Source organism: Epilithonimonas tenax DSM 16811 (assembly GCF_000428485.1).
Classification (GTDB): domain Bacteria; phylum Bacteroidota; class Bacteroidia; order Flavobacteriales; family Weeksellaceae; genus Epilithonimonas; species Epilithonimonas tenax.
Map to the genome: position 1 here is coordinate 17,190 of NZ_AUAA01000025.1, position 25,005 is coordinate 42,194.

16 protein-coding genes and 2 pseudogenes are annotated in these 25,005 nt (G+C 38.1%); 9 read left to right on the forward strand and 9 right to left on the reverse strand.

The genetic code is table 11. The features are described from left to right. The first annotated feature begins 89 nt into the window (after window positions 1–89). The 3 genes from F564_RS0112055 (at window position 90) to F564_RS0112065 (ending at window position 3,905) form a co-directional block, all read left to right on the forward strand. Window positions 90–380, forward strand: coding sequence for a putative quinol monooxygenase (locus F564_RS0112055; protein ID WP_028122875.1), 291 nt, complete (start codon window positions 90–92; stop codon window positions 378–380). A gap of 143 nt (window positions 381–523) precedes the next feature. Then, on the forward strand, window positions 524–3,124 hold the full coding sequence (locus F564_RS19220) for a M36 family metallopeptidase (RefSeq protein ID WP_051259659.1): 2,601 nt from the start codon (window positions 524–526) through the stop codon (window positions 3,122–3,124). A 148-nt stretch (window positions 3,125–3,272) separates the two neighbouring features. Then, entirely contained in the window at window positions 3,273–3,905 is a 633-nt protein-coding gene (locus F564_RS0112065) for a LolA family protein (RefSeq protein ID WP_028122876.1), read from the forward strand. Between the two features lie 63 nt (window positions 3,906–3,968). Here F564_RS0112065 and F564_RS0112070 read toward each other — a convergent pair whose 3' ends face one another. Continuing rightward, window positions 3,969–4,673: a DUF4294 domain-containing protein gene (locus tag F564_RS0112070; RefSeq protein ID WP_028122877.1), complete on the reverse strand. Its 705-nt coding sequence runs from the start codon at window positions 4,671–4,673 to the stop codon at window positions 3,969–3,971. Between the two features lie 57 nt (window positions 4,674–4,730). On the opposite strand from F564_RS0112070, the gene chrP reads away from it, so the two are divergent. Beyond that, a complete protein-coding gene (gene chrP, locus F564_RS0112075; RefSeq protein WP_028122878.1) occupies window positions 4,731–5,807 on the forward strand; it encodes a chryseobasin maturation metalloprotease ChrP in 1,077 nt (358 codons plus the stop codon). Between the two features lie 321 nt (window positions 5,808–6,128). After that, window positions 6,129–6,779, forward strand: a complete 651-nt coding sequence (rpe, locus tag F564_RS0112085; RefSeq protein WP_028122880.1) for a ribulose-phosphate 3-epimerase — start codon at window positions 6,129–6,131, stop codon at window positions 6,777–6,779. Window positions 6,780–6,972: 193 nt separating this feature from the next. Here rpe and F564_RS0112090 read toward each other — a convergent pair whose 3' ends face one another. From F564_RS0112090 to F564_RS0112120, 6 genes and pseudogenes are all read right to left on the reverse strand, one after another. Then, complete coding sequence (locus F564_RS0112090) at window positions 6,973–7,392, reverse strand: nucleoside-diphosphate kinase (RefSeq protein ID WP_028122881.1); 420 nt, start codon at window positions 7,390–7,392, stop codon at window positions 6,973–6,975. A gap of 452 nt (window positions 7,393–7,844) precedes the next feature. Next, window positions 7,845–9,368: an amidophosphoribosyltransferase gene (gene purF / locus F564_RS0112100; RefSeq protein ID WP_028122883.1), complete on the reverse strand. Its 1,524-nt coding sequence runs from the start codon at window positions 9,366–9,368 to the stop codon at window positions 7,845–7,847. A 16-nt stretch (window positions 9,369–9,384) separates the two neighbouring features. Further along, window positions 9,385–10,107, reverse strand: coding sequence for a phosphoribosylaminoimidazolesuccinocarboxamide synthase (purC, locus tag F564_RS0112105; protein WP_028122884.1), 723 nt, complete (start codon window positions 10,105–10,107; stop codon window positions 9,385–9,387). 326 nt (window positions 10,108–10,433) lie between these two features. Beyond that, on the reverse strand, window positions 10,434–12,278 hold the full coding sequence (locus F564_RS0112115; RefSeq protein ID WP_154656864.1) for an endonuclease: 1,845 nt from the start codon (window positions 12,276–12,278) through the stop codon (window positions 10,434–10,436). A 160-nt stretch (window positions 12,279–12,438) separates the two neighbouring features. After that, window positions 12,439–12,897: pseudogene (locus F564_RS21225) on the reverse strand (DUF349 domain-containing protein); the annotation flags it as partial. Window positions 12,898–12,984: 87 nt separating this feature from the next. After that, a pseudogene (locus F564_RS0112120) lies at window positions 12,985–14,331 on the reverse strand (DUF349 domain-containing protein); the annotation flags it as partial. A 243-nt stretch (window positions 14,332–14,574) separates the two neighbouring features. Between F564_RS0112120 and queA the strand changes: the two are divergent. Together queA and F564_RS0112130 are read left to right on the forward strand one after the other, a co-directional pair. After that, window positions 14,575–15,624, forward strand: coding sequence for a tRNA preQ1(34) S-adenosylmethionine ribosyltransferase-isomerase QueA (queA, locus tag F564_RS0112125; RefSeq protein WP_028122888.1), 1,050 nt, complete (start codon window positions 14,575–14,577; stop codon window positions 15,622–15,624). Between the two features lie 391 nt (window positions 15,625–16,015). Further along, window positions 16,016–16,876 carry a hypothetical protein gene (locus F564_RS0112130; protein ID WP_028122889.1) on the forward strand — a complete coding sequence of 287 codons (861 nt, stop codon included), beginning with the start codon at window positions 16,016–16,018 and terminating at the stop codon, window positions 16,874–16,876. A gap of 190 nt (window positions 16,877–17,066) precedes the next feature. On the opposite strand, the gene F564_RS0112135 is transcribed toward F564_RS0112130, so the two are convergent. Further along, on the reverse strand, window positions 17,067–20,744 hold the full coding sequence (locus F564_RS0112135; protein WP_051259661.1) for a metallophosphoesterase: 3,678 nt from the start codon (window positions 20,742–20,744) through the stop codon (window positions 17,067–17,069). A 295-nt stretch (window positions 20,745–21,039) separates the two neighbouring features. Here F564_RS0112135 and F564_RS0112140 point away from each other — a divergent pair, with 295 nt between their 5' ends. Then, window positions 21,040–22,242, forward strand: coding sequence for a Pycsar system effector family protein (locus tag F564_RS0112140; protein ID WP_028122891.1), 1,203 nt, complete (start codon window positions 21,040–21,042; stop codon window positions 22,240–22,242). Between the two features lie 202 nt (window positions 22,243–22,444). Next, window positions 22,445–22,708, forward strand: a complete 264-nt coding sequence (locus F564_RS0112150; protein ID WP_028122893.1) for a hypothetical protein — start codon at window positions 22,445–22,447, stop codon at window positions 22,706–22,708. On the opposite strand, the gene F564_RS0112155 is transcribed toward F564_RS0112150, so the two are convergent. After that, window positions 22,705–24,966: a GAF domain-containing protein gene (locus F564_RS0112155; RefSeq protein ID WP_154656865.1), complete on the reverse strand. Its 2,262-nt coding sequence runs from the start codon at window positions 24,964–24,966 to the stop codon at window positions 22,705–22,707. The genes F564_RS0112150 and F564_RS0112155 overlap by 4 nt on opposite strands. Between the last annotated feature and the right edge of the window lie 39 nt (window positions 24,967–25,005).

Below are 25,005 nucleotides of genomic sequence, written 5' to 3' on the forward strand. Positions count from 1 at the left end.
TTTTTTATTAATTATATAATTCTATTTTTTAAAATTTACAGGGCTTATTTTTTTATAAATTTGATGATCAAAATTCTTAAAATCATACTATGACTATTTATCTAAGTGCAATCATTCATATCAAAGAAAACGCCCTGATGGATGCTGTTGAATTATTAAAAAAACTAGTGATAGAAACCCGTAAAGAAAAAGGGTGCATCCAATATGACCTCTTCGAAGACAATAGAAACAAAGGGATCTTTTTCATCCACGAAACTTGGGAATCCAATGAAGACCTTCACAACCATCAGGTTTCCGATCATATGATGAGATTTCGTGATGGTATATCATCTTTATTAGAAAATCCTAACAGGGTCTATGTTGGTAATAAACTTTTCTAATTACAAAATAAACAAAATTAAGCATTCATAAATGCTAATACCGCAAATATTAGAAATTTGTTTGTGTTTTCTTTATGAAAAAGGAAAATTTTCAATATTTTTGTTAATCCTTTTTTTTAAAAATCTGATAATAAAATTTTAATATGAAAATAAATCAACTATCTAAATGTGCAGGTATTGGCGTTTTCTTCTTGTTTGCCAATCTTAATGCGCAGAACAGCGAAAAAGTCATTAAAAACTTCATCAGTAACGATGTCAGTTTTCGCAACCATACAAATGCCGAATTTAAGATCTTAAACGAAGACCAATCCGCAAGCCTCAGATCCAACATCGTCAATGTTCAGCAATACCACGGGAATACGCCTATTTATAAATCATTGGCAAAAGCGGTGATAAGAGACGGAAAAGTCGTGTCTTTTAATAACAACTTTCAGAAAGTTAGCAACACTGTAGTTTCAGATAAGATTGATAAGTCGGAAGCGCTATCCACTGCTTTAAAATTTTTGAACATCAAAGACAATGATTTCCAGCTGATGGATGAGACAAGCGGTAATCTGGTCAATTTGCCTGATCATCAAGTAGCCAGCGTCCGTTTTTATTTCCAAAAAGACAATAACTTGATCCCTGCTCAGCTTTATTTCATCAATCAAAGTAAAGAAAATAAGTTCTATGCAACTCTTGTAAGTCTTACCACTGGTGAGATCTTAGAGAACAACAATCTCATCAATGAATGTTCATTTGATACGGAACATTTTTCCGACAACTCAGCACAAAACGAAAGCCATCTGTTAACGCACTTCAACACGCAAACAACAAGTAAAAGTACTGCAAAAGCTGTAACAGATGCCACTTACAATGTATTCCCCTTCCCTTTGGAAGCTCCTACTTTTGGCACCAGATCCCTCGTAACAAACCCTTGGGATCTAACCGCTTCGCCTGAAGGCTGGCATTCTAATGGAACAACCAATTTTACCAACACGAGTGGGAATAACGTTTTCGCTTATGTGGATAATAATGCAAGCAATAACATCAATGGTTTTTCCCCTGCAAGTTCTACAACAGGTACGTTAACTTTTGATTTTCCTTTTGCAGAAGGCACAACACTGAGTGCTTATAACAATAAAAGCTCTGCTGTCACCAATCTGTTTTATGCTAATAATATGATTCATGATATTATGTATAAATTTGGATTTACAGAAGCATCCAGAAACTTCCAAACCAATAATTTTGGAAAAGGAGGCGGTGGTAATGACGCCGTGCGTGCTGAAGGCTATGATGGCAGTGGCTACAATAATGCTAATTTTGCTTCCGGCTACGAAATACTTAATGGTGGCGGCACTTACACAATACAAGCGCCAAGGATGCAAATGTATCTTTGGGATTACGGCGTCACATTCCAACAAAGGTTATTCTACACAGATCCTACATTAGCGACCAGACCAGCTGTAAATACCGCTGTGGGGACTTACAGCTCCGGAGGAGGTCGGTATCTGATGGAAGTTCCTGCGACAGGAGATGTTGCGATAGCGTCTGTAGCAAATGGCTGCACCGCTCTTCCAACAGGAAGCCTTACTGGTAAAATTGCCTTTATTACAATTTCAGGATGTACGAATGATGTTAAAATCAAAAACGCACAAGCCGCAGGAGCTATAGGTGTTCTGCTTCACAGAACCTCTTCCAACACCGTCACAGACTGGTCTCTGGCCAGCGGAAGCGGGATCACTATTCCTATGGTGATGATACCAAGAGATGAAGGAACATTTATTACATCAGAAATAGCTGCGGGCAGAACAGTCAATGTAACTCTGAAAGATATGGGTGTTGGCTATAAAAATTCTAGTTTTGACAATGGTGTCATGGTTCACGAATATGGCCACGGTATTTCTAACAGATTAACAGGGCAAGGTTACAGCTGCCTTACCAATTTGGAACAGATGGGCGAAGGCTGGTCAGACTTCTTTGCATTAATGCTGACCAATACACCTAGCTATACATCGACTACTGCAAGAGGAATCGGTACTTACTCCACCAACACAGCGCCAACTGCGGGAGGAATTAGACAATACAGATACACAACCAATATGACCGTGAATCCTCATACCTATGCAGATACCAATACCACAGGAGGACAACCTCATGCTGTCGGAGAGATATGGGCTACTATGCTTTGGGATCTTCATTGGGCTATGGCAGAAAAATACGGCTATAACTACAATATCACTGCCGATCCTACTTCAGGTAGTGCAAAATCATTACAACTCGTCATGGATGGCCTGAAACTCCAACCTTGTAATCCTAATTTTATTTCGGGAAGAGATGCAATTTTGCAAGCAGACCAACTAACAGGAGGCGTGGATAATTGCCTGATTTGGAACGTATTCGCTAAAAGAGGACTAGGCTTTAATGCCTCTTCAGGAACAGCCGCCAGCATATCAGATCAGGTGCAGGATTTCACAGTTCCGCCTGCTTGTGTCCTGGGAACAGAAGACATTGCTAAAAACAAAAGCTTTGGTATCTATCCAAATCCTGCCAAGGGAGAATTCTTCATCAAAGCCGCTCCAACGGTTGGGAACACAACTATAAAAGTGCAAATCCTTGATATGAACGGTAAATTGGTCAAAGCTCTTGAAAGAAAGAAAAACAGTTCAGACTCTGTCTCTACAAAAGGCTTGATCAAAGGAACGTATTTGGTTGTAATTACTGAAAATGGCAAATCCAACGCAGAAAAATTGATCGTAGAGTAATCAATACGATCATCAATGTAAAGACCTTTTCAGCCGATGTCTGAAAAGGTCTTTTTTTATTTTAAGATCTTAACAAAGTTTATTATTCATAATCATTGGCATTAATATTGAAAACATAACTTTGCATCAATTAAATTGCAGATTATAAATGAAAAATTCTATACAAAAATCTTTTTCGATTATTGCTATTTTAGGCGTTAGTACAATGGTCTTTGGACAAACGATAGACACCAAGTCAAAGACTATTTTGGACAATATTACAAAAAGTTATAAAAGTAAAAAAAACTCTTACTTCAAATTTTCATACATCGCTGGAGGCCATGCGCAGACAGGTATTTTTTACTCAGACAACACCAGATATAAGCTGAAAATAATGGGTACTGAGCAGATCTTTGATGGGAACAAGATCTACAGCATCAGCGATGAAGACAAAGAAATCACGATCGCAAAACCTAATGATAATCAAGTAGCCTTCTCCCCATTAAGCTATTTGGATTCTTACAAAAAAGAGTACAATGTCACCTATTCTGGTAAGAAAACAATAAGTGGAATCCCAGTTGATATTATAAAAATGAGCCCGGTAAAAGCCAATGGACTTAAAAGTGTTACACTTTATGTCAACACACCACAAAAAAAACTCATCAAATTGGAACAGATTTCTAATAATAATGATATAGCCGTAATTACAATAAGTAACTACAAAGAGAATCAAACACTTCCCGCCTCGATTTTCACATTTGACAAGTCAAAATATCAGAATTACCTGATCACAGAATTGTAATCATTCACCATCCTACATAAAAAATGCGTTACCAGAAAGTAATGCATTTTTTATATACTAATTTTATTTTGACACTTTATAATCTCCGGAACCTGAGTAAGGTTGCAGATATCCGAGATTCCAGTTGGACTGCAACAGAGATTCTATAAAAAGATCATCTCTGTATTTGTGAGGATCATATGGCGTTTTCAGACTCACATCTGCCATATTGCCTTTCACGTTCCACCAGAAAGCGCTCCACCCACCTCTCAGCTCTTTGATGATTTCATACACGGTTTTTCCGGTAGCCCGGTTCATCAACTTTGCAAAAACCTGACCTTCTGTTGTCGTAAGTTGCCTCAACTGTTTTTCGTAGCTGGCGGCCAATTCGGTCTGCCGGTCTTTCATATACCGGTTTCTGTCAGATCCCTTCATTGTTGCACTCTCTTTCTGGATATCCCTGTACTGCTCCAACGCATCAAGAAATAAGGGATAGACACGGTTAAGTTTCTTGTTCAGAAAGAAATAAAAATTTTTATCTAATTGATTATTAAAATGAGGATTTGCCCTTAGTACCAGTTCATCCATGACGATCACCTGCTCACCATTTATTTTATATATCTTGGCTTTCTGCACATCATCATAGAAATAATCGTTACCCAACTCATCTTTTTGTAATTTGTCTTTAGGAATATCATCAAAGGAGTTTACCTGCACCGTATCTTGTTGTGAAAAACAAAACACGCTTATAAACAAGAAAAGAATCGGGATCAATTTATGAAAAATCATTACTTTTACGTCATCAAAATTAAAAAACATTAATATCAAAAATCATTCCCAATCGATATGAAATTCGAAAAGAAATCAATTAAATTTTTAGAACAATATCTCAACACCGCCTCTCCTACTGGTTATGAGCACCAAGGACAAAGAGTCTGGATGGATTACATCAAACCTTACGTGGACAACATTGAAGTAGATCATTATGGAACTGCGTACGGTATCATCAATCCCGAGGCCGACTTCAAAGTAGTCATAGAAGCTCATGCAGACGAAATATCTTGGTACGTCAATTACATCACTGATGACGGATTGATTTACGTGATCAGAAACGGCGGTTCGGATCAGACGATTGCACCTTCAAAAGTAGTGAACATCCACGGGGAAAAAGGCGTCGTAAAAGGGGTTTTTGGCTGGCCTGCAATCCACACCAGGAGCGCCAATCAGAACGAACCAACCCCGAAGATTGACAACATCTTCATTGATTGTGGTGCAACATCCAAAAAAGAAGTTGAAGAATTAGGAATTTTCGTTGGCTGTATGATTACTTACCCCGATGAGTTTTTTGAACTCAATGACAGATATTTTGTCTGCAGAGCCTTGGACAATAGAATAGGTGGCTTTATGATTGCAGAAGTTGCCAGACTTTTGAAAGAAAACAAAAAGAAATTACCTTTTGGTCTTTATATCACAAACTCGGTTCAGGAAGAAGTTGGACTTTATGGCGCAGACATGATTGCTGACACCATCAAACCAAACATTGCTATTGTGACAGATGTCACCCACGACACTACAACGCCAATGATCGAAAAGAAAAAAGAGGGCGACCAAAAATGTGGCGACGGACCGGTTGTTTTCTTTGCACCAAGCGTTCACCATACGATTCGAGAACTCATAATTGACACAGCAAAAGCAAAAGAAATCCCTTTCCAAAGAGCAGCCGCCAGCAGAGCAACAGGAACAGATACAGATGCTTTCGCCCATTCCAACGGTGGTGTTCCAAGCGCATTAATCTCTTTGCCTTTGCGATATATGCACACCACGGTAGAAATGGTTTCCAAAGAAGACGTCAGCAATGTCATCAAATTGATCTACGAAACTTTGTTAGAAATCAAACCTGATATGAAACTAAAATATCATTAATATAAAGGATTTGTTACATCATTTGACCCGCAAACCAACTTTTATATCCACTTCAACGGCATTATTTTTTATTTTTTTAATCTTGCTAAGTATATATAAATTGGTAATCCCTCCAAAGCTTGGTTCTGCAGATTATATGATGATTGAAATGCTGGCAATTTTCAGCATCGTTCCATTAGGACTGCTTATAATTGACAGATTATTAGTCAGATTGATTAATAATATAAAATTAGCAATCATAGAAGCAATAATATTTGGAAGCATTTTCCTTTATTATTTCTTAGTTGTCAATCCATTTTAGAAATAAAAAATAAAGTAAAAATGAAAACAAAACTCATCGCACCTTCCCTACTTTCCGCAGATTTTGGAAATCTCCAGAGAGATATCGAGATGCTGAACAATTCCCAGGCAGACTGGTTCCACGTTGATGTGATGGACGGCAGATTTGTCCCAAACATTTCATTCGGCTTTCCCGTGATGAAAACCGTTCAGCAACACGCTAAGAAATTTGTGGATGTTCACCTGATGATTGTGGAGCCGGAAAAATATGTGGAAGAATTTATAGACCTGGGAGCAGATCTGGTTTCCGTTCATTATGAAGCCTGCACCCACCTTCACAGAACCATTCACCTCATCCAGAGCAAAGGCGCAAAAGCTGGCGTTGTCCTGAATCCTGCAACGCCGGTTTTAATGTTGGAAGATATTATTGCGGACGTGGATTTGGTTCTACTGATGAGTGTCAATCCAGGTTTTGGTGGACAAAAATTCATAGAAAACACCTATAAAAAAATCAGTGAAACCAAAGATTTGATTCTAAGTAACAACTCAACCGCTTTGATCCAGGTTGATGGTGGTGTGAATCTCGACAACGCTTCCAAGCTATTTGATGCTGGAGCCGATGTTTTGGTGGCAGGAAATGCCGTTTTCTCGTCTCAAGATCCCGAGAGAACGATTGAACTTTTGAAATTCTAAATTATTTAGGAGCTTAATCCCGCTGTTCACTATATCTTTTTATTTTTTCACAAGATTTGTCATCCATAGACCATCAATTAGAGAAAAAAAATAAAAAGGATGCCGTTACCATCGGGGCTATAGACAAAATACCACAAAAAAAATAGGCTATCAGTTTTGATAGCCTATTCTTATATTTAATTTTCGGAAGCGCTTAGAACATCTCTCTTCCAGAAAAATGGAATTGCGCCTCGATCAATGCATTCTCGTCTGAATCAGAGCCGTGAACTGCATTTTCTCCAATGCTTCTAGCGAAAAGCTTTCTGATGGTTCCTTCAGCCGCTTCAGCAGGATTGGTCGCACCAATTGTAGTTCTGAAATCTGCTACAGCGTTGTCTTTTTCCAAAACAGCTGCTACGATAGGTCCTGAAGACATAAAATCTACCAATTCTCCGTAGAAAGGTCTTTCTGAGTGTACTTCGTAGAATTTTTTTGCATCAGCAACAGTAAGTTGCGTCAATTTCAAAGCTTTGATTTTAAAACCAGCCTCACTGATTTTTCCAAGGATCGCACCAATGTGTCCATCTGCTACTGCATCTGGCTTGATCATAGTAAATGTGATTTTTCCTGACATTATTTTTTATTTTATTTTAAAGTCTTGCAAATTTACAATATTTTTTCATTAAATTTGTCCTCGGAAATTCTTTTCTGGGAAAAGATATTTTTTGGCATAACATTTGCTAGTTAATATTCGATTCTCATGTTTAATTTGAGTTTTCATGGTTATTAGTTTTTACCCCAACTTCGGTTGGGGTTTTTTGTTTTTTGGATAGGACACCAATGCCAAAAAAAAATCACCAAAACAAATTGTTTTGGTGATTTTAACAACAGGACTTGGGTCCAATTGATCTTGTATCTTAATTTGATGTACCAATCTGCAGCCCGACTTGAGTGGAGCTCTTTTTGTGATTGCGATTGTAGAAAAGCTCAACCTATTGGCAAATCTCCTTTGCAATGACAAAAAAGCGGGAACGGAAGGCGGAACAGCTGCCCAAACCTCAAGCCGAGGTTCAACCTACGCCCATTCTAGTCACCTTGATCCACGAATGCTAATTCGTCTGGGCTTTTCACTGGATATTTCTCTGTAAAACAACCGAAACAATGGTTGGGAGAACCTAAAATACTGATCAGGTTATCGACACTTAGAAATTCCAAACTGTCAACATCCAGATATTTTCTCAGTTCTTCTTTATTCATATTCGCTGAGATCAGGTCATCTTTCGTTGGCGTATCAATCCCCAGAAAGCACGGTGCAATAATGGGCGGAGACACACTTCTGAAGTGGATTTCCTTTACGCCTGCATTTTTCAGGATTTTGACCAAACGCTTTGATGTGGTTCCACGAACGATAGAATCATCGATGATGACGACTCTTTTGCCTTTGATCTCCGAAACGATCGGGTTTAGTTTTAGGTTGACCAGATGTTCTCTCATCTCCTGAGACGGAATAATGAATGATCTTCCAATATAGCGATTTTTGATCAAAACCGGTCTGAAGGGAATGCCTGAAGCTTTGGAAAATCCAATCGCAGCCGGAACGCCAGAATCCGGAACGCCAATGACAATATCGGCCTCTACCGGTGCTTGTTCCCAAATTTTCATCCCGGATTTCTCGCGTACCTCGTGAACGTTGATACCCTCCAAAGTGGAATCCGGTCTTGCAAAATAAATATATTCGAAAGCACAGATCTTGTTGACGCAATCATCTTTTACAATATATGACTGCAAACCTTCTTCGTTGTCGCTGGTATAAATAATTTCGCCCGGTAGAACATCTCGCACATATTGCGCTCCTACGCCATCCAAAGCACAACTTTCTGATGCTACAACAAAGGTATTCTCATCAATTGCACCAAGGACCAAAGGCCTGATCCCGTTGAAATCACGAAAAGCAAAAAATTTGTTTCTTGTAATTCCGACTACAGAATAGGCACCTTCTATCTTTTCCATCGTGGCTTTGATTGCGCCACGAAGGCCAAGATCAAGATTTTTCTGAATCAATCTCAGAATGACCTCGGTGTCAGACGTTGCACGGAAAACCACGCCTTCGTCTTCCAATTCTTTTCTAAGTTGTTTTGCGTTGGTCAAATTCCCGTTGTGTGCAATGGAAAGAATGATCTGATCATACTCATTCTTTGCAAAAAAGGGCTGAAAGTTATATTTCTTTTTATCTCCTGCAGTGGTATATCTGGTGTGACCAATAACGGTACTTCCCATATATTGCTGCGGATCTTCTATCGATTTGAACACATCCAAAACCAGACCTTCATCTTTTACAGAATGGATTTTTCCGTTGTTTCCAACGGCAATCCCACAAGCTTCCTGGCCACGGTGCTGTAAGGCAAAAAGTCCGAATTGCGAAAGCGAAAATGTATCCTGATTTTCTGTTGAATGCAATCCAAAAACCCCACATTCCTCTTCCATTTTATCGAAAGGATAGTGCTCTTCCTTTTCTTCTTTGGAAAGATGTTTGGTTTCTTCGAATTCCTGATAGCGATTTTGGAAAGCATATTTCGGTAATGTGCTATATTCTTGAAATTCTAAATCCATTTTTTTGGTTTTTGGATTATTTAGCTAAAGCCGTTTGTAATCTGTCGAAAATCTCCACATAAGCTTCTGTGATCTCGCCCAGATCTCTTCTGAATCTGTCTTTATCCAGCTTCTTCATTGTATCTTTGTCCCAGAGCCTGCAAGTGTCAGGAGAAATCTCATCTGCTAAAACGATCTTGCCGTCAGAAGTCTTCCCCAGTTCTATTTTGAAATCTACAAGGATGACATTGGCTTTATCAAATAGATCGATCAGAAGCTGGTTGATCTTATCTGTCAGCGCATACATCTCATTAAGCTCACCGTAAGTGGCTGCTCCTAAGAAAACGGCATGATGATCATTGATTAATGGATCTCCCAGATCATCTCTTTTATAACAAAGATCAAAAATGGTGACTGGTGACTTCAGTCCTTCTTCTACGCCCAATCTTTGAGCCATACTTCCCGCCACATAGTTACGAACAACCATTTCCAAAGGAATAATGTCCACTTTTTTCACGAGTTGCTCTCTGTCATCCAGTTTTGCGATGAAGTGTGTTGGGATTCCCTTGTCTGCAAGATATCCAAAAATAAGTGTAGAAATGGCATTGTTCAGTTCGCCTTTTCTATCGAACTGTCCGCGTTTTTGTGCGTTGAAGGCTGTAGCATCATCTTTGTAACGTACAACAACTTCATCAGGTTTGTCTGTAGCGAAAACCTGTTTAGCCTTACCTTCGTAAAGCATTTCTTTCTTTTGACTCATAATGACTTTCATTTTTTTTAAATAGAATTCGCGAATCTTACGATTTCCATTTAAACTTTTTACTGTTAGATTTATGTACAAATTTACGAAATTATTTGTTAAATCTAAATGGATAAAAACGATGGCATTATTTCTAAATTAATTCCAAATAAAACGCTGAATCTGCAGCCCGACTTGAACGGAAATCCTTTTTTGTGTTGGCTGAGCCTGTCGAAGCTAACACAAAAAAGATTGGGAGTGGAAGGCGGATTGAGCTGCCCAAATCATGGAAAAATAAAAAACTCATTTCGTGAAAAAAGGAGTTCTGTACTTATTATTGTGATGTTCTATTTTTTAATAAACTTTATCGATTTGCCATCGATGTTCAGAAGATAGGTATTGGGTAATAACGACTGAACGTTTATTGATCTTCGGTTTACAAATGGGTGGGTAAGATCTTTAATTAATTGACCCGAAACATCATATATTTTCACAGACTTAGCTTGACTGACATCTCCATTGATATTGAGAATATCTGCAACCGGATTTGGATAAATATTAAAATAAGTTGTTTTATTTGCGATATCTCCAACTGCCAAGGTTCCTAAATTAAGGCAATAATCTGATGCATAGCTGGTCCATTCTGCAAGGTCAAATGTTGCTGTAGGGTTTTTGACATTTGAGTTTCTGTACAGAGATCTGTTAGCGTTTGTATTGTCAACACCTTTAGTCCCGATCGCATCAATTGTGGTAGATTTGTAAGATAATTCAACATAATTACTGCCCGTAAACGTAAGCGCAGGTGCGGCAGTCACAAATTTTGCATTAGAGACATTGAAACAAGTAAAATTCGCATTAGGGTTGATGACTACAAAGCTTTGATTATGTTCAATTTCCCCTTCTAATTCTGATGCTTCCGCAAAGAAATAATTGGAAATTTTTAATTGAATTCCTAATTTGTATTTGTCTAGATCAATAGAATGACCGGTTCTGTTGGCAATTTCCAAAGCTTTGTTATTTCCTGTTCCTTCAAGATATTTGATGATTTGTAAGTCCTTTGCAAAGACATCTGTTGTCAAAGTTGTCACGTTCAACGTATTGCTTTGTGGACTTTCGAAATTAGCATTATCGTAAGCCTTTACAGTAAAGTTGTAAGAGGTTCCGGGAGTTAATTGATCAATAGAAACCGAATTGGTCTTAGATGTTGCGACCAAGATGTTGTCCTGATAAATTTTATAACCAATCACATCCGATTCTGAATTTGCAAGCCAAGTTAAGTTTACAAAATACGCCGAATTTCTGGCCAGCAACAATGAAGAAGCTGCAGACGGAGCCACATTATCTGACGTCTGATTCCAAATTGAACCAATCCATTCCGGATGATCTATAAAAGGATTTCTATTTTTCTGAAGACTGTACACGGCGTTATTACGATCCATCTCTCTTTGCGACACAGGATCCTGCTGATGCCAGCTGAGCAACATGGCCATATACCAATTCTCATAAGCCTTCTCCTCGGTTCCGTCCAGAGGATTTTGATCTTTCGTAGGATCCACATTGGTACTGAAATTGAAACTTCCCAACTTCCCTTCATACCGCACTGCAAAATACAAAAGGGTTCTAGCAACATCACCTTTGAACTCGTCTATAGGCTCGTAAACCCTCCCTGTATAACTGGCATTAGGTGTTCCGTTAGAAGCCTGCCTGGAGCCGTTTGTAAAATTATAATACACTGTAGAACCTGCTTTTCCGTACGGATAATTGCTCCGTAACTGGTTGATCCTAGCATCCGTAGGAACTACAAAAAAAAGATCAGAATACATAGGATATGCACTATTGAAAGAGCTTTGAGGCATCATATGTTCCCGATTCCACCCCAGACCTTCTGAATTAGCACTTCCAATGATATTGGAACTTGTGTAACTGTATGCATCGGGACCAGTTGGGATCTCTGAGTAGATATCCAAAATAGTCCCATCCTTTTCATAATATGTATCCAAATCTGTCTGGTTGACCGTCGTTTTCAGATCATCATAATGGTACGTATAAACTTTGGTCGAAATGATATCGTGAAGCTTGGTTTTCAAAGCATAACCGGTCAAACTTTCTGTCCCGGAATAGTAGTCTGCAGGTGCTTGTGCACTTAACAAAAAAGGGAAAATAGATAATGTAAAGACGTATTTTTTCAACATACAACAGTTTTTGGTAGCGGGTGATAAAAATATCATTTTTTTATAAGAATTCTTTTATTTTTTTGGATTTGAATATTAATATTGATTTACACTCAAAATACAAATAAAAAAAATCCCCTGTTTAAAAGGGGATTGATATGATTAAAACAAAAAATTAAGATTATTCTCCAGCAATAATATTGTGAAGACTAAGCTTCAAACTTTCCAATTGTTCTTTTTTACTGTCCAATTTATCATAAGTATCTTTCAATAATGGATTGTCGCGTTTTGCAGTTCCAAAGAATGATAAGTTATTTTCCAGCTGAACGATCTCTGATTCCAGATCCGCCACTTGATTCTTGATCTTTCTCGCTTTATCCGTCAACTGACTTTCAGAAAGGTTTTCCTCTTTCAAGTCAAACTCATTGATTTTATTGAGTTTCAGTTTCTCTCTCAGCGTTTTATTAAACTCTGTATTGATGGACAATTTATCTTTCGGTACTTTACCAACAGCGTTCCAGGCATTTTTGATATTTTCAATTTTTTCAACAGAACCTTCTTCGTCTGTCAAAACTTTTAAGTCCTCCAGAAGTGCTTTTTTGCTTTTATAATTTTCTTTCCAGTTATCGCCTGTTGCGTTATTTTTCTCTCTGTAATTTTTGAAGAACGTATTACAAGCATCACGGAAATCGTCCCAAACCTTATTCGCCTGACTTCTAGGAACGTGACCGATTGTTTTCCAATCTTCCTGAAGTTTTTTGAAAAGTGGAACTACAACGTCCCAATCTTCAGAATTCATATTGTCCTGAGCTGTTTTTATTAAGTTTTGCTTAGCTTCAAGGTTATGAATTTGTGAACCTTTCAGATTTTTGTAGAAATCATTTTTCCCGGTATTGAATTCTCTCAAAACCACCTTGAAATCTGTCCAGTTCTGATTCGAAACTTTCTTAGGGACAGGTCCCAATTTGAGGAACTCAGCACGCAGATCTTCTACCCTTTTTATCGCTTGTTGCCAATAAGTATGGTTGATAGATTCTGGCTTTGCAAGCGTTTTCAGCGCTTGGATAATTTTGGTTTTCTTCTCCAAGTTTTCCAGTTGCTCAGTTTCTATCACTGCAATCAATTCGGATTTTCTTTCGTGGATTTTATTGGAAACTTCTTTGAACTCTTCCCAGGTTTTCTCACGAAACTCCTCTGCAACCGGTTCTGCTTCTTCTTTCCAAAGTTTGTGCAGATATTGTAATTCATTCAATGCTTTTTGAACTACTTTTTCGTCAAGCAATTCTTTGGCTCTTGAAATGATATGTTGTCTTTTTTCCAGATTATGAGCAAATTCCTGCTCAAGGAATTCTTTGTTCAGATCCAACATCTCATTGAACATCTTCAGATGGTGGAAATAATTGTTATTCAGATTTTTGAATTCGGATTTCGCAACCTGACCGGCATTGCCCCAGGCTTCTTTGATCTCTCTGATTGATTTGAAAAGATTAATACCTGGCTCAGAATTGGAATACAGGTTCTTAAGCCTTTCTATGATTGCTAATCTCTCATCCAGATTTTTCTGATGATCTGCTTCCTGAGACTTGTGAAATCTATCCTGTTTTTCTCTAAAAATATGGATCAGCGCAGATAATTTTGAAGCTTGTGGATGATGATATTCAAAATGCTCTTCCGCATTCCCTTGTTCCAAAAATTCGTGCTTCTTATCCTCAACCTCGTCCGCTACCTTATGATTTGCTTGATCTCGAAGCGCACTGAATTTTTTTGCTAACGAATGAGCATCATCTTTGTTGACGATAGTTTCCATTTGGTCCAAAGTTTCTTTTAAAGAAAGATCAGCATAGTTTTCTTCTGCAATGTCGATGTCCTGGTGTTCAGTTTCAGTCTCAGTCTCAGTTGCAAGATTTTCTTCTGCAGTCACACGTTCTGCTGATTCTGTTTCAGCAACCTCAGACTTTGGATTTTCAATTTCCGAAACTTCTTCCTTAGCTACCACTTCTACTGGTTGATTTTCAGCAGAATGGATCTCAGAATTTGATTTTTCGATTTCAGGATTTTCGTTTTCAATACTCATAACAAAGCAAATTAATTGGCGATAGCAACTTTTAAATGCACTAAATTAAATGTTTTTTGTAGAAAACACCAAATAACATTACTAATTTTCCAAAAAAAATCTCAAATAAATCCAAATGTCATCAATTCAATTTTTCAAAAATCCAGAATCACTTGACAAAGGCTTTCTAATGTTGTATCTTTGCAATCCTAAAAATTAACCGCAGGCTTTTTCCTGCCTAACACAATAAAATCCGTAAATTTTATGAAAACATCAGATTTTAATTTCGATTTACCAGCTGAATTGCTGGCTGAGCACCCATCAGAAAACCGCGACGAAGCGAGATTGATGGTACTTGACAGAAAAACTGAAACCATCACCCACCGCTTATTCAAAGATGTGATCGATTATTTTGATGAGAAAGATCTTTTCATCTTCAACAATACCAAAGTTTTCCCTGCAAGATTATTTGGAAACAAAGAAAAAACAGGTGCCAAGATCGAGGTTTTCTTACTGAGAGAATTGGATCGTGAAACACGTGTTTGGGATGTATTGGTTGATCCGGCAAGAAAAATCAGAATCGGTAACAAATTATTCTTTACCGAGGATGAATCTCTAGTGGCTGAAGTGATTGACAATACGACTTCAAGAGGAAGAACTTTAAGATTCCTATTCGACGGTTCTTACGAAGAATTCCGTACAAAACTGACAGAACTGGGTGAAACACCTCTTCCAAAATATATCAAAAGAGAAGTGGAGCCAGAAGATGCTGAAAGATACCAGACGATCTACGCCAAAGTAGAAGGTGCTGTTGCGGCTCCTACTGCTGGTCTGCATTTCTCAAAACATCTGATGAAAAGATTGGAGATCAAAGGCATTGATTTTGCTGAGATCACGCTGCACGTTGGTTTGGGCACTTTTAACCCAATCGAAGTGGAAGATCTATCTAAACACAAAATGGAATCTGAGGAAGCCATCATCGATGAGAAAAACGCAGAGATCATCAACAGAGCTGTTGAAGAAGGACGCAGAGTATGTGCCGTTGGTACAACGACAATGAGAGCTTTGGAAACGTCTGTTTCTTCTAACAAAAAGATCTCCGCTTACAGAGGATGGACGAATAAATTTATCTATCCGCCTCACGATTTTGGAGTTGCAAACGCCATGATCACCAATTTCCACACACCGAAATCTACCTTAATTATGATGATCGCAGCCTTTGCGAACAAAGATTTTGTGATGAGAGCTTACGAAGAAGCAATCAAAGAAGGTTACAAATTCTACTCTTACGGAGACGCGATGTTGATCCTTTAAGAATCTTAATTTCTAAATATAAATGCGCAGCTTTTTTGACTGCGCATTTTTTACTTCTACACCACAAAAGCGATTTTAATCACACTTAAAAAAATTATCTTAACGTTAAAAAAAGTAAACTCTAAGACAAAACGCATTGAAATCAGATGATTTTGCGAAAAAATACCTTTTTTTATATTTGCACCAAACAAGCTTCTATTAATCTCATTAAAATCGATTATACTTCTTAAAATAAATCTCAATATCTTTGTTTTTACTGAATATATTTTCAATAAATAAAACAAAATCTTAGTTTTCTTTTGCAGCTTATAATAAGCTGTTTTTGATCTGCATGATTTGCTCTTTGTAATTTTTGTAATTCATTTTGCTTAATTTTTATTAATTTCAACCCATGAAAGTATTTTCCTTATTAGCAATGCTATGCATCACGTTTTCCTGCTCACAGACTCAGGAGAATTTTTCTACAATTGCTCCGCTTCCAGCAAAACTGAAAGAAGCATCGGCTGCGGAAATCTCGAAAGCATCACCACTGATCTGGACCATCGAGGACCATCACAACCATCATATTCTTTTTGGCTTCAATGAAACAGGAGAATTGATGAAGGAAATCACCATCACCAATGTTGAAAATAATGATTGGGAAGATCTCACTTCTGATGATGAAGGCAACATCTACATTGGTGATTTTGGAAATAATGATAACGACCGTCAAAACCTTGGGATCTATAAAATAAACGCCGCAGATCTGGATAAAAACGAGGCGCAAGCACAGTTTATCGTTCAGTTTTATTATCCGGAACAAACAGAATTTCCGCCGAAGAAAAAAGACCGGATCTTTGATGTGGAATCATTTTTTATCTTTAAAAATAAATTCTATCTTTTTACGAAGAACCGCAGTTCAAAATTTGATGGAACGACGGTTCTTTACGAGGTTGAAAACAACCCACTTCAGAAATTACCCGCAAAGAAAATCGGCAGTTTTGTGACTTGCGACCAGTTCAACCACTGTGCTGTGACGAGTGCTGACATTAGTCCCAATAAAGATAAAATCGCGATTCTCAGTTCTGATAAAGTCTGGATCTTCACGAATTGGAAGGGCGATAATTTCTTATCAGGAAACGTAGAAAAAATCGAACTGAATCACCACACCCAGAAAGAAGGCCTTTGTTTCAAAGATGAAAACACGATCCTAATGACCGATGAAGGCGATAAGAAAATAACTGGTAATCTTTATGAATTGAGATTGAAGTAACATGGAAAAAAGATCAATTTCATCCTCATTCATTTTATAATAAAGGTTCAAACTTTGCGCAGCTGCAGCCCGACTTGAGTGGAGCTCTTTTTGTCATTGCGATGGTAGAATGGCTCTCTCATGATGGCTTCAAGAGGTCCGCAATGACAAAAAAGCGGGAACGGAAGGCGGAATAGCTGCCCTAATGATTTTAAAAAGTTCCGCCAATTCCCACAACCAATCTGCCACCGTCGGAAGAGTTGAAATAAGACATATTCACGGATATTGCGTCTACGGCATTCAGCCAGAAACCACCGCCGTAGGCGTTGTGCCATTTTTTGGAATACTCGTTCGGGATCCAAACTCTACCAACATCAAATCCACCAAAAAACCCGTAAGTCAGAGGCAAAATTGAGTTTTTGATCTTCCCTACTTCTAAGCGTAGATCCGAGGTTTGATAGAAAGAATTCTTGCCATAAAAACGGTTGAAAGAGAAGCCTCTCAAATCTGTATTTCCGCCCAAAGTTGCCATCTGATAGAACTCATAATCATCGCCCAGAAGCCATTTTGCTTTCGCATAAGAAGACCAGACCAATTTCTGATTATTGGTCAAATAATGCAGAAAACCAAGTCCTGTTTCCAATGATGCATATTGGCGGTCTGTATCTTTCAGATTGATGTTGTAAACCGTTTTGATATCGAATTTGATACCTTGTTTTGGATTCGCTTTGTTGTCATAATTCTCGTAAACAAAAGAAACATCTGCGCCACCAAAATGTTTGGCGTTGAAAACATCATTGTTCACCACGCCTGGTAAAGAAATATAGCGGTTTTCTGTTTTCGCAATTTTCAGAATTTCGTAATTCAGTTTTGCTGAGAATGTTGCTGCATTTTTGTTCCAGTTGATAGACGGCGAAAACGCAAATTCTCTTGCTCTTACGTTATTGAATCTTTCACCAGATTCGTCTTTTGGATTGGTGGATCTGTTGCCGATTCCGTAAAAATTCCGGATATAGTGTGAACTTGTAACTCTTGTGTCCAAACCATAGAACCAGCCGCCTGTCAAGGCAGGAAACAGACCCTGATAAGCTAACTCATAACCTCCTGATCCTGAGAAATAATTAGCAAGGAAATGGTGTTTCTGGGAATAGGGATTTCTGATAAAATCATTGACCGTGTAATCCGCATTGAAACCCACCGCCAATGCATCATCAGGGTTGAAACCAAAATTAAGATAGGTGGTGAAAACATGGTATTTTGGAGTCCTGTAATTGTACTGGTTAACATGGTAATCGTCTGTTAAAAACAGGCTTGCATTCCCTCTGTTATCAAAATTATTTTTTTTGCTTTTATAATCATAAATTTTTACCTTTTGAGCATTAGAAACTACGTATTTATCATAATCCAAACCTCCTAAGAGTCCAATTCTGATGCTGGATTTTTGTTGGCCTTCCACCACAAATTCATCATCGTCATCCAGCCCGTACAGTAAGATCTCGGTGGTGATCTTTCCAGAATAGATTTTGGAAGACGCCAACTCTTCCCCCGATTTTTTCAAGCGGTAGATTCTGATTTCAGTCTCATCATTTGGTAATCTGGTGATGACAAATTTGTCTTTTTTGCCCGTTCCTGTCAGGATCACTTTTTCCTGCAAGATTCTGAAATACTGTGAAGCGTATTTTTGCAAATCCTTTTTTCTGATCAGTAATTTCTGAATCAAATCTTCCGAAACCGGATCCTGAACTTCCTTTGGCAGATTTTTGAAAGCTTCCCTAATGTCTTTTTCCGATAAATGATTCTGAATAAATGCCGCCTCTGCCAGCCAATCTTTTTGTACAGAATTTTTTGCAAACACAAGATCCAAAGGATAAGGCTCACGGTTGAACCATTTCACACTTTCTATCTCGCTGTCAAAGGTTTGCATATGTTTCAGCTCGGGAAACTCCATGAGAATTCCTGTGATGAAGCCGTCATATTTTGCAAAAGCCTGATCTCTGTCTTTTGGGATAGGACGGTAGATTACATTTCCATTTTCCTTTTTCTCTTCGAATTTCCACTGGTCGTGATGCCTGTCCCAATCGCCAATCAGCATATCAAACAAACGCGCTTTGATCCACGCTTTTTCATCAATTTTATATTTTTCGTCTTTGGTGATATTAAGGATTACTTCATCCGTACCCAAGACTTTGTTTGGGTTGTCATCCGTTTCCATCGGTCGGTCTTCCAGATAATACAATTCATCACCGAAAGTGTCATTAAAATTATTGAGCGTTTTCTGTTTCGGAATATAAAAAAGATGTGGCGTGGTATGGCGGATTCCCAATTTATCAGACATATCTCCGATGACCAAAGGTGTATAAGGATGAGATGTCGTGTAAAAATCCAGCAGAAATTGATCTGCATAACTACCAGAAAAATCATCGATCACGTACTGATTTTTAAAAGCGACCGCTTGCAGAAATCTCACACCACTTTTCTTGAGCGCACGAATCACATATTCTTCCCCGTTTTTGGTTTCCAGTCGCAAAGATTTGGTTTGGTGTCCGCCTCCCGCTCTATCCGTTTTCACACCTCCGAAAAGCGTATCCAGTGTGAGATTTTTTACATTGATCTTTCTGGAATAATAGTCACGGTAATGTTTTCCCCACAGATATTCATAAAATTTATTCTTCTTCGTCATCACAGAATCGTAGACAGAAGCTTCCGAATTTTGAGGGAAATTTTCCGGGTAATTTTTAGCTGGTTTTTCTTCTTTTCCCAAAACTGTTTTTCTAAAAAGCAGATCTGATTTGTTTGGCTTTAAACTAAAATAGCTCACTTCTGCATTGCCTGATTTTGATATTTTAAGTTCTGCGTAGCCATTTTCTCCAAAAGAAAAATCATTGGTACCAACAGCTTTCGCCGCCTCGGTTTTGGATCCCGCTCCGCTGATGATCTGCCGGATGTCATTCTGCTCTATGTACTGCAAATTATGGTCGTGACCAGAGACTACGACTACATTTTTTCTACCGCTGATCAATGTTTTGATGCGGTCTGACAGCATTTTGTAATTCTGATTGCTGATATCCTGATGCGTTACCCCGCCAGTTGACCGTATCAAATTGATCATGGAACCAAGAATCGGTAGCGGTACTTTATTTTCTAAAGGAAAAATCTGCTTCTCCATAGAATAATAACCACCGTGAGAACCGTGCGTGATTAGCGGATGATGCGTTGCCACAACAATGGTTTTGTTTTGATTTTTATTAAGCTGATCTTCTAACTCTGTGTAAAAATCCTCGCGTGTTTTGATGTCACATTTTTCGTTGATGCCAGGATTCTTGCTCCAGTCTGCCAGAACCCATTCTGTATCTATGAGGATCAAGGTGAGTTTTTTACTGATCTTTCTGGTTTCTATCGGGCAGCCGTTTCTTGGCGAAAAAGCAGATTTGTCATTCAGTTTTTCTGTGATGTATTCTTCTTCTCTTTTCAGTCCTTTGATGCCGTTGCTGTACCAATCGTGGTTACCAGGGATAAAGATGGTTTGTCCTGAGAAATGATGGGCCAGAGAAATCTGGTTGTCCAATTTTTTCTCTGCGAGCTTTCTATTTTCGTCGTCTTTTTTCGGCATTCCTTTCGGATAGATATTATCACCCAAGAAGAGCAGTGTGCTGTTTTTGGAAGCTTTGGAAAGTGAATCTTTCAGGATATTCATATTCTGGAAGGCCTCGTCCTTGTCTAGGTTTCCGGCGTCGCCTACCAGATAGAAGGTATGAATGATGCTGTCTTTGATGGTTGACCTGGTATCAAAATCTTTTGCTTTTTTACCATAATCAGCTTGGCGAACGGCGCAGGAAGTGGCCGCTATGGTGATGATTGTTAAAAGGTAAAGCTGATATATCTGTTTCATAGGTATTTGAATATTAAAGTCTTCATCCGGAACTGAAGGTTTGCAGCCCGGCCTGAGTGGAGCTCATTTTTTTTGCAGGACCAAACGTCTGCTAATCTGAAAAACGCCTGCAAAAAAAATAGCGGGAACGGAGGACGGATTAAGCTGCCATAATGATGGTTAAAAGATTGAAAGATTCATAAAATTAAATAATTATTGATCAAAAAACTAAAATTACTGAAACTCTAACAATATTTAACAAAATTAAAATTACTAAGCTGTCAATACTTTCTTAAATTTGTTTCAAATTGCTTTTATGGATATTTTAAAGATCTCAGAAGATTACGTTAAAAATTTATTCAAAGATAGATTATCTTCTGCTTATACTTATCATAATCTGGACCACACCATGCAGGTTGTTGAGAAGATAAAAATCCTGGCAAAAGAGGAAAACGCAAGTCCCGAAGATACGGAAAATCTCCTTCTGGCAGGATGGTTTCACGATCTAGGTTACATTGACGACAGCGACAATCACGAGGAGGAAAGCCAGAAAATGGCTTCTAAATTTCTGAAAGAACATCAGTTGGAAGACCATCGAATTGAAACTATTGGCAAGCTGATTCTGGCCACTGAAAAATTTTACAAACCGACCAATCATCTGGAAAACATCATCAAAGATGCAGACTTGTATCATTTGGCTTCGGATGATTATTTCGACGTTTGTGAAAATCTGAGACAGGAAATAAAGGAAGTTCATCATCAGAAATTCAGTAAACTGCAATGGGCGGAAATGAATACGGCTTTCTTTGCAAAACACCACTTCTACACCAGATTTGCTCAGGAAAACTGGCAACCCATCAAAGAAAAAAATACGGCAAAGATATTTGACAAAATCAAAGATTTGAAAGAAGCGAAGAAAGGAAAAGATAATCAGGATAAAGATAAAGCACTTCTGAACAAGAAGAAACTGGAAAAACTGGATACTCCGGAAAGAGGCATTGAAACGATGTTCAGAGTGACGCTGAACAACCACACAAAACTGAGCCAAATAGCTGACAGCAAAGCGAATATCCTGCTTTCTGTGAATGCCATTATTATTTCTGTCGCACTATCTACCTTAATTCCAAAATTGGATGCGCCGAATAATTCACATCTGATCATTCCGACTTTCATTATGATAATGTCGAGTGTGGCGTGTATTATTTTGGCGATAATGTCCACAAGACCAAAAGTGTCGAGCGGAACGTTTACGAGAAAAGAAATTGAGGATAAAAAAGTCAATCTTCTGTTCTTCGGCAATTTCTACAAAATGCCGATGGAAGAATATCTCTGGGCGATGAAGGAAATGATGGCCGACAGACAATATCTTTACGATACGATGATCAAAGATCTTTATTATCTGGGAATTGTTTTGAACAGAAAATACAAATTATTGAGACTGACTTACACGGTTTTCACAATTGGTATTATTGTTTCTGTGATTGCTTTTGTGGTGGCTTTTAGGCATGTGACGGCTTAGATTTTTTTGAAATTTGGAATAATGTCTAAAACCTTAAAAATAATTCTTTCGATTATTGGAATTTCCATTTTAGGATTTGTGATCTTTATTGGGATTATTTTAAATAATATATTTGGAGTTGATAAGATGTGCGGAAGTAATTTGGTGGAATCTAAGTTATCTCCAAATGGAAAATTAAAAGTTTTAGTTTTTTCAGTCAATTGTGGCGATATCAGATTTTGCAACACAAATTAGCATTGTTGAATCTGATTATAAACTACGGGATAATGATGTTGGAAATATCTTAAGCGCAGACTCTGATCACGGAATAGCTAAAATGAATGAAAGTAGAGAGATTATAGAATTGAAAACAAAATGGCTAAACAATCAAGCCATTGAAATTGAATACCCAGAAAATGCAAGAATATTTAACAGTGAAGAGAATAAAGATGGAGTTAAAATTATCTACAAAAAAATAAAATCTTAAACCACCTCCACAAAATCATAATCCACTTCCGTAGCGTCATAATTCACGCCCACTCTTAAAGCTTTCAAACCATTGATGCCTTGCAGATCTTCCACTTCCAGTTCTTCCACTGTTGATTCCAGCACATTTTGATTCTGAAGAATCCTGATCAGTTCCAGATAATCCTGTCTTTCTCTTTCCTGAGAAAAAATAATGCTGATTTTTCCTGGTTGTGTGATGCGTTCCGTCGAGTTTTTAATCGTTGATTTGTCAATTCGTTTTTTGATCATTTCGTAGCGCGCATTGTAGCTTCCATCGACATCAAAACGTTTTTCATCCATTCGAAATCTGATGCTGATTGGCGTGCTGTAAACCAAAATTAGCGAGGCGACATCCAGAGAATAATCCAGTTTTTTCTTGTAGCTGTTATACGCTAGTTCTGTTTCGCAAAGGACACGCAGCTGCCACAATCTTAGGTTTTTCAAAAAGACTTTATCATAGGTCAAATCTGGTGCAATAGAAGACCCAATGTACATATTGTGTTCCACACCATCGGTTTTGAAACGCTCGTAATAGAAGGGAAAACGCAGCTGCTGCTCCTCCTGTCGTTTGTCCAGAATGTCTGCCAGATTTTTGTTGATAGCAGACAGACTCTCATCAAATTTCTTTCGGAAATCATAAACCATGTTGGTTCTTGGATCCAACTTTTTGAAATATTCTGTAACCCATTGATTATACTCGATATTCTGAAGTTTTACAGAAGTAAGTATTGGATGAACCTCCGACAATAGGAAGCTCTGGACTATATTTTCTGTATCAGCTTTGATATCGGTCTGGAGCAATTCTTTATAATAACTGAGCTTATTTTTTAAAATATCAAGGTCAATGTCTGAACTGAATTTTGATAGCAAATCGGCTACCAATCCCAACTGAATGTCCATATCCTGCTTGATCACCTGATTTCTGGAAACCGAAGAATTCCGAATATCGGTCTGTCCAAAGAGTGGCGTCAGATCCTGAAAAGTGATGTTTCTGTAAGGCAAATCAAACTCTTCATTGAAGAGGCCAATGTGACGTTCCGCTTGCTGCCGGAATTTCCAGTAAACACTGGGGTGTATGGATGTATATTCTCGCTGAATAATTGCCTGAACTCTAGTCTCGATTCCCGTATAAAGCCTCTCCATCGTATCTACCAGATAAGGCATGACGATTTCCATTTTGTTGGCATTGATGCTATTCAGCTGTTTTTTTCTGGAAACCAGTTCTACAATTCCGAGTATCTTTTTGTCCTTGATGATGGGCGCAAAAATGGCACTTTTGATGCCGGCTTCGTACAGCTGTTTCACCATCTGGCTTTCCGGATACTCCTGCAAACTTTTGTCCACATCAGAAACACTGAAGTATTTTTTTGAATCTACCAAGGTATTGAAACTCTGTTCGCAAAGCATTTCATTCTTACAATCTCTAGGGCCTGACGTCAGGATAAAACTATCCATCACCCCATTGATAGGGCTTCTCACAAATTTATTATCTTCGTGATTGATGGCTGTGTACCCTACTTCCAGATCGGCCACCTGAAAGATGGATCGAAAAATGGTATTCAGTTCGCCTTTCAGATTCTCATCTTCTTCGATGTTGATGAGTTTGCTTTTCAGATTTGAAATCGCATTTTCTGTGGTGGCATCAAAGAAACTGATCACCGCAAAACCTTTCAACTCCCAACTTTCCAGAGGGAATTTTTCTTTCCAAAGTTCCTGATCTTCGAAATTGTCTAGCAATTCTGAAATCTCGTTTTCTGTTAATCTCTTGACATTTTCCTTCGGATAGACCTCTATAAAATCCACATTATTAAGGAAACGGTAATGGCTCACAATGCCTTCCTCATTCGGAATATCAAAAATGAAAGGCATGGCAAAATTAAGCTGTACATTGTAATAATCCCTCAAAATAATACAGCAACACATGACGTAAAAACGGTGCGGATCCATATCTTTAATCAGCATATCAAAATTTTCACCTGCTTTTTGTATAATCGTCTGGAAACGTTCTGTCGGGTTGAAAAAGAAATTATAAAAAGGAAAACCAATCGCTTTGATTTCGTTTTTCGTGAGCATTGGCGGGAAAAGATCTTTGAGAAGATCCTTCATCAATGTTTCATTTTTCACAAAAAACCCCAAATCATTGATGCCTTCTTTCAGCTCTGGAAAGTCTTTTATTCTTTCTAAAATACTGTGATGAGAAACTGCATAATCTGCATTTTGAAAAGCTTCTGACTCCATTTTTTGAATCAGTTTTTCAAAAGAAAGCTTCAGTTTAAA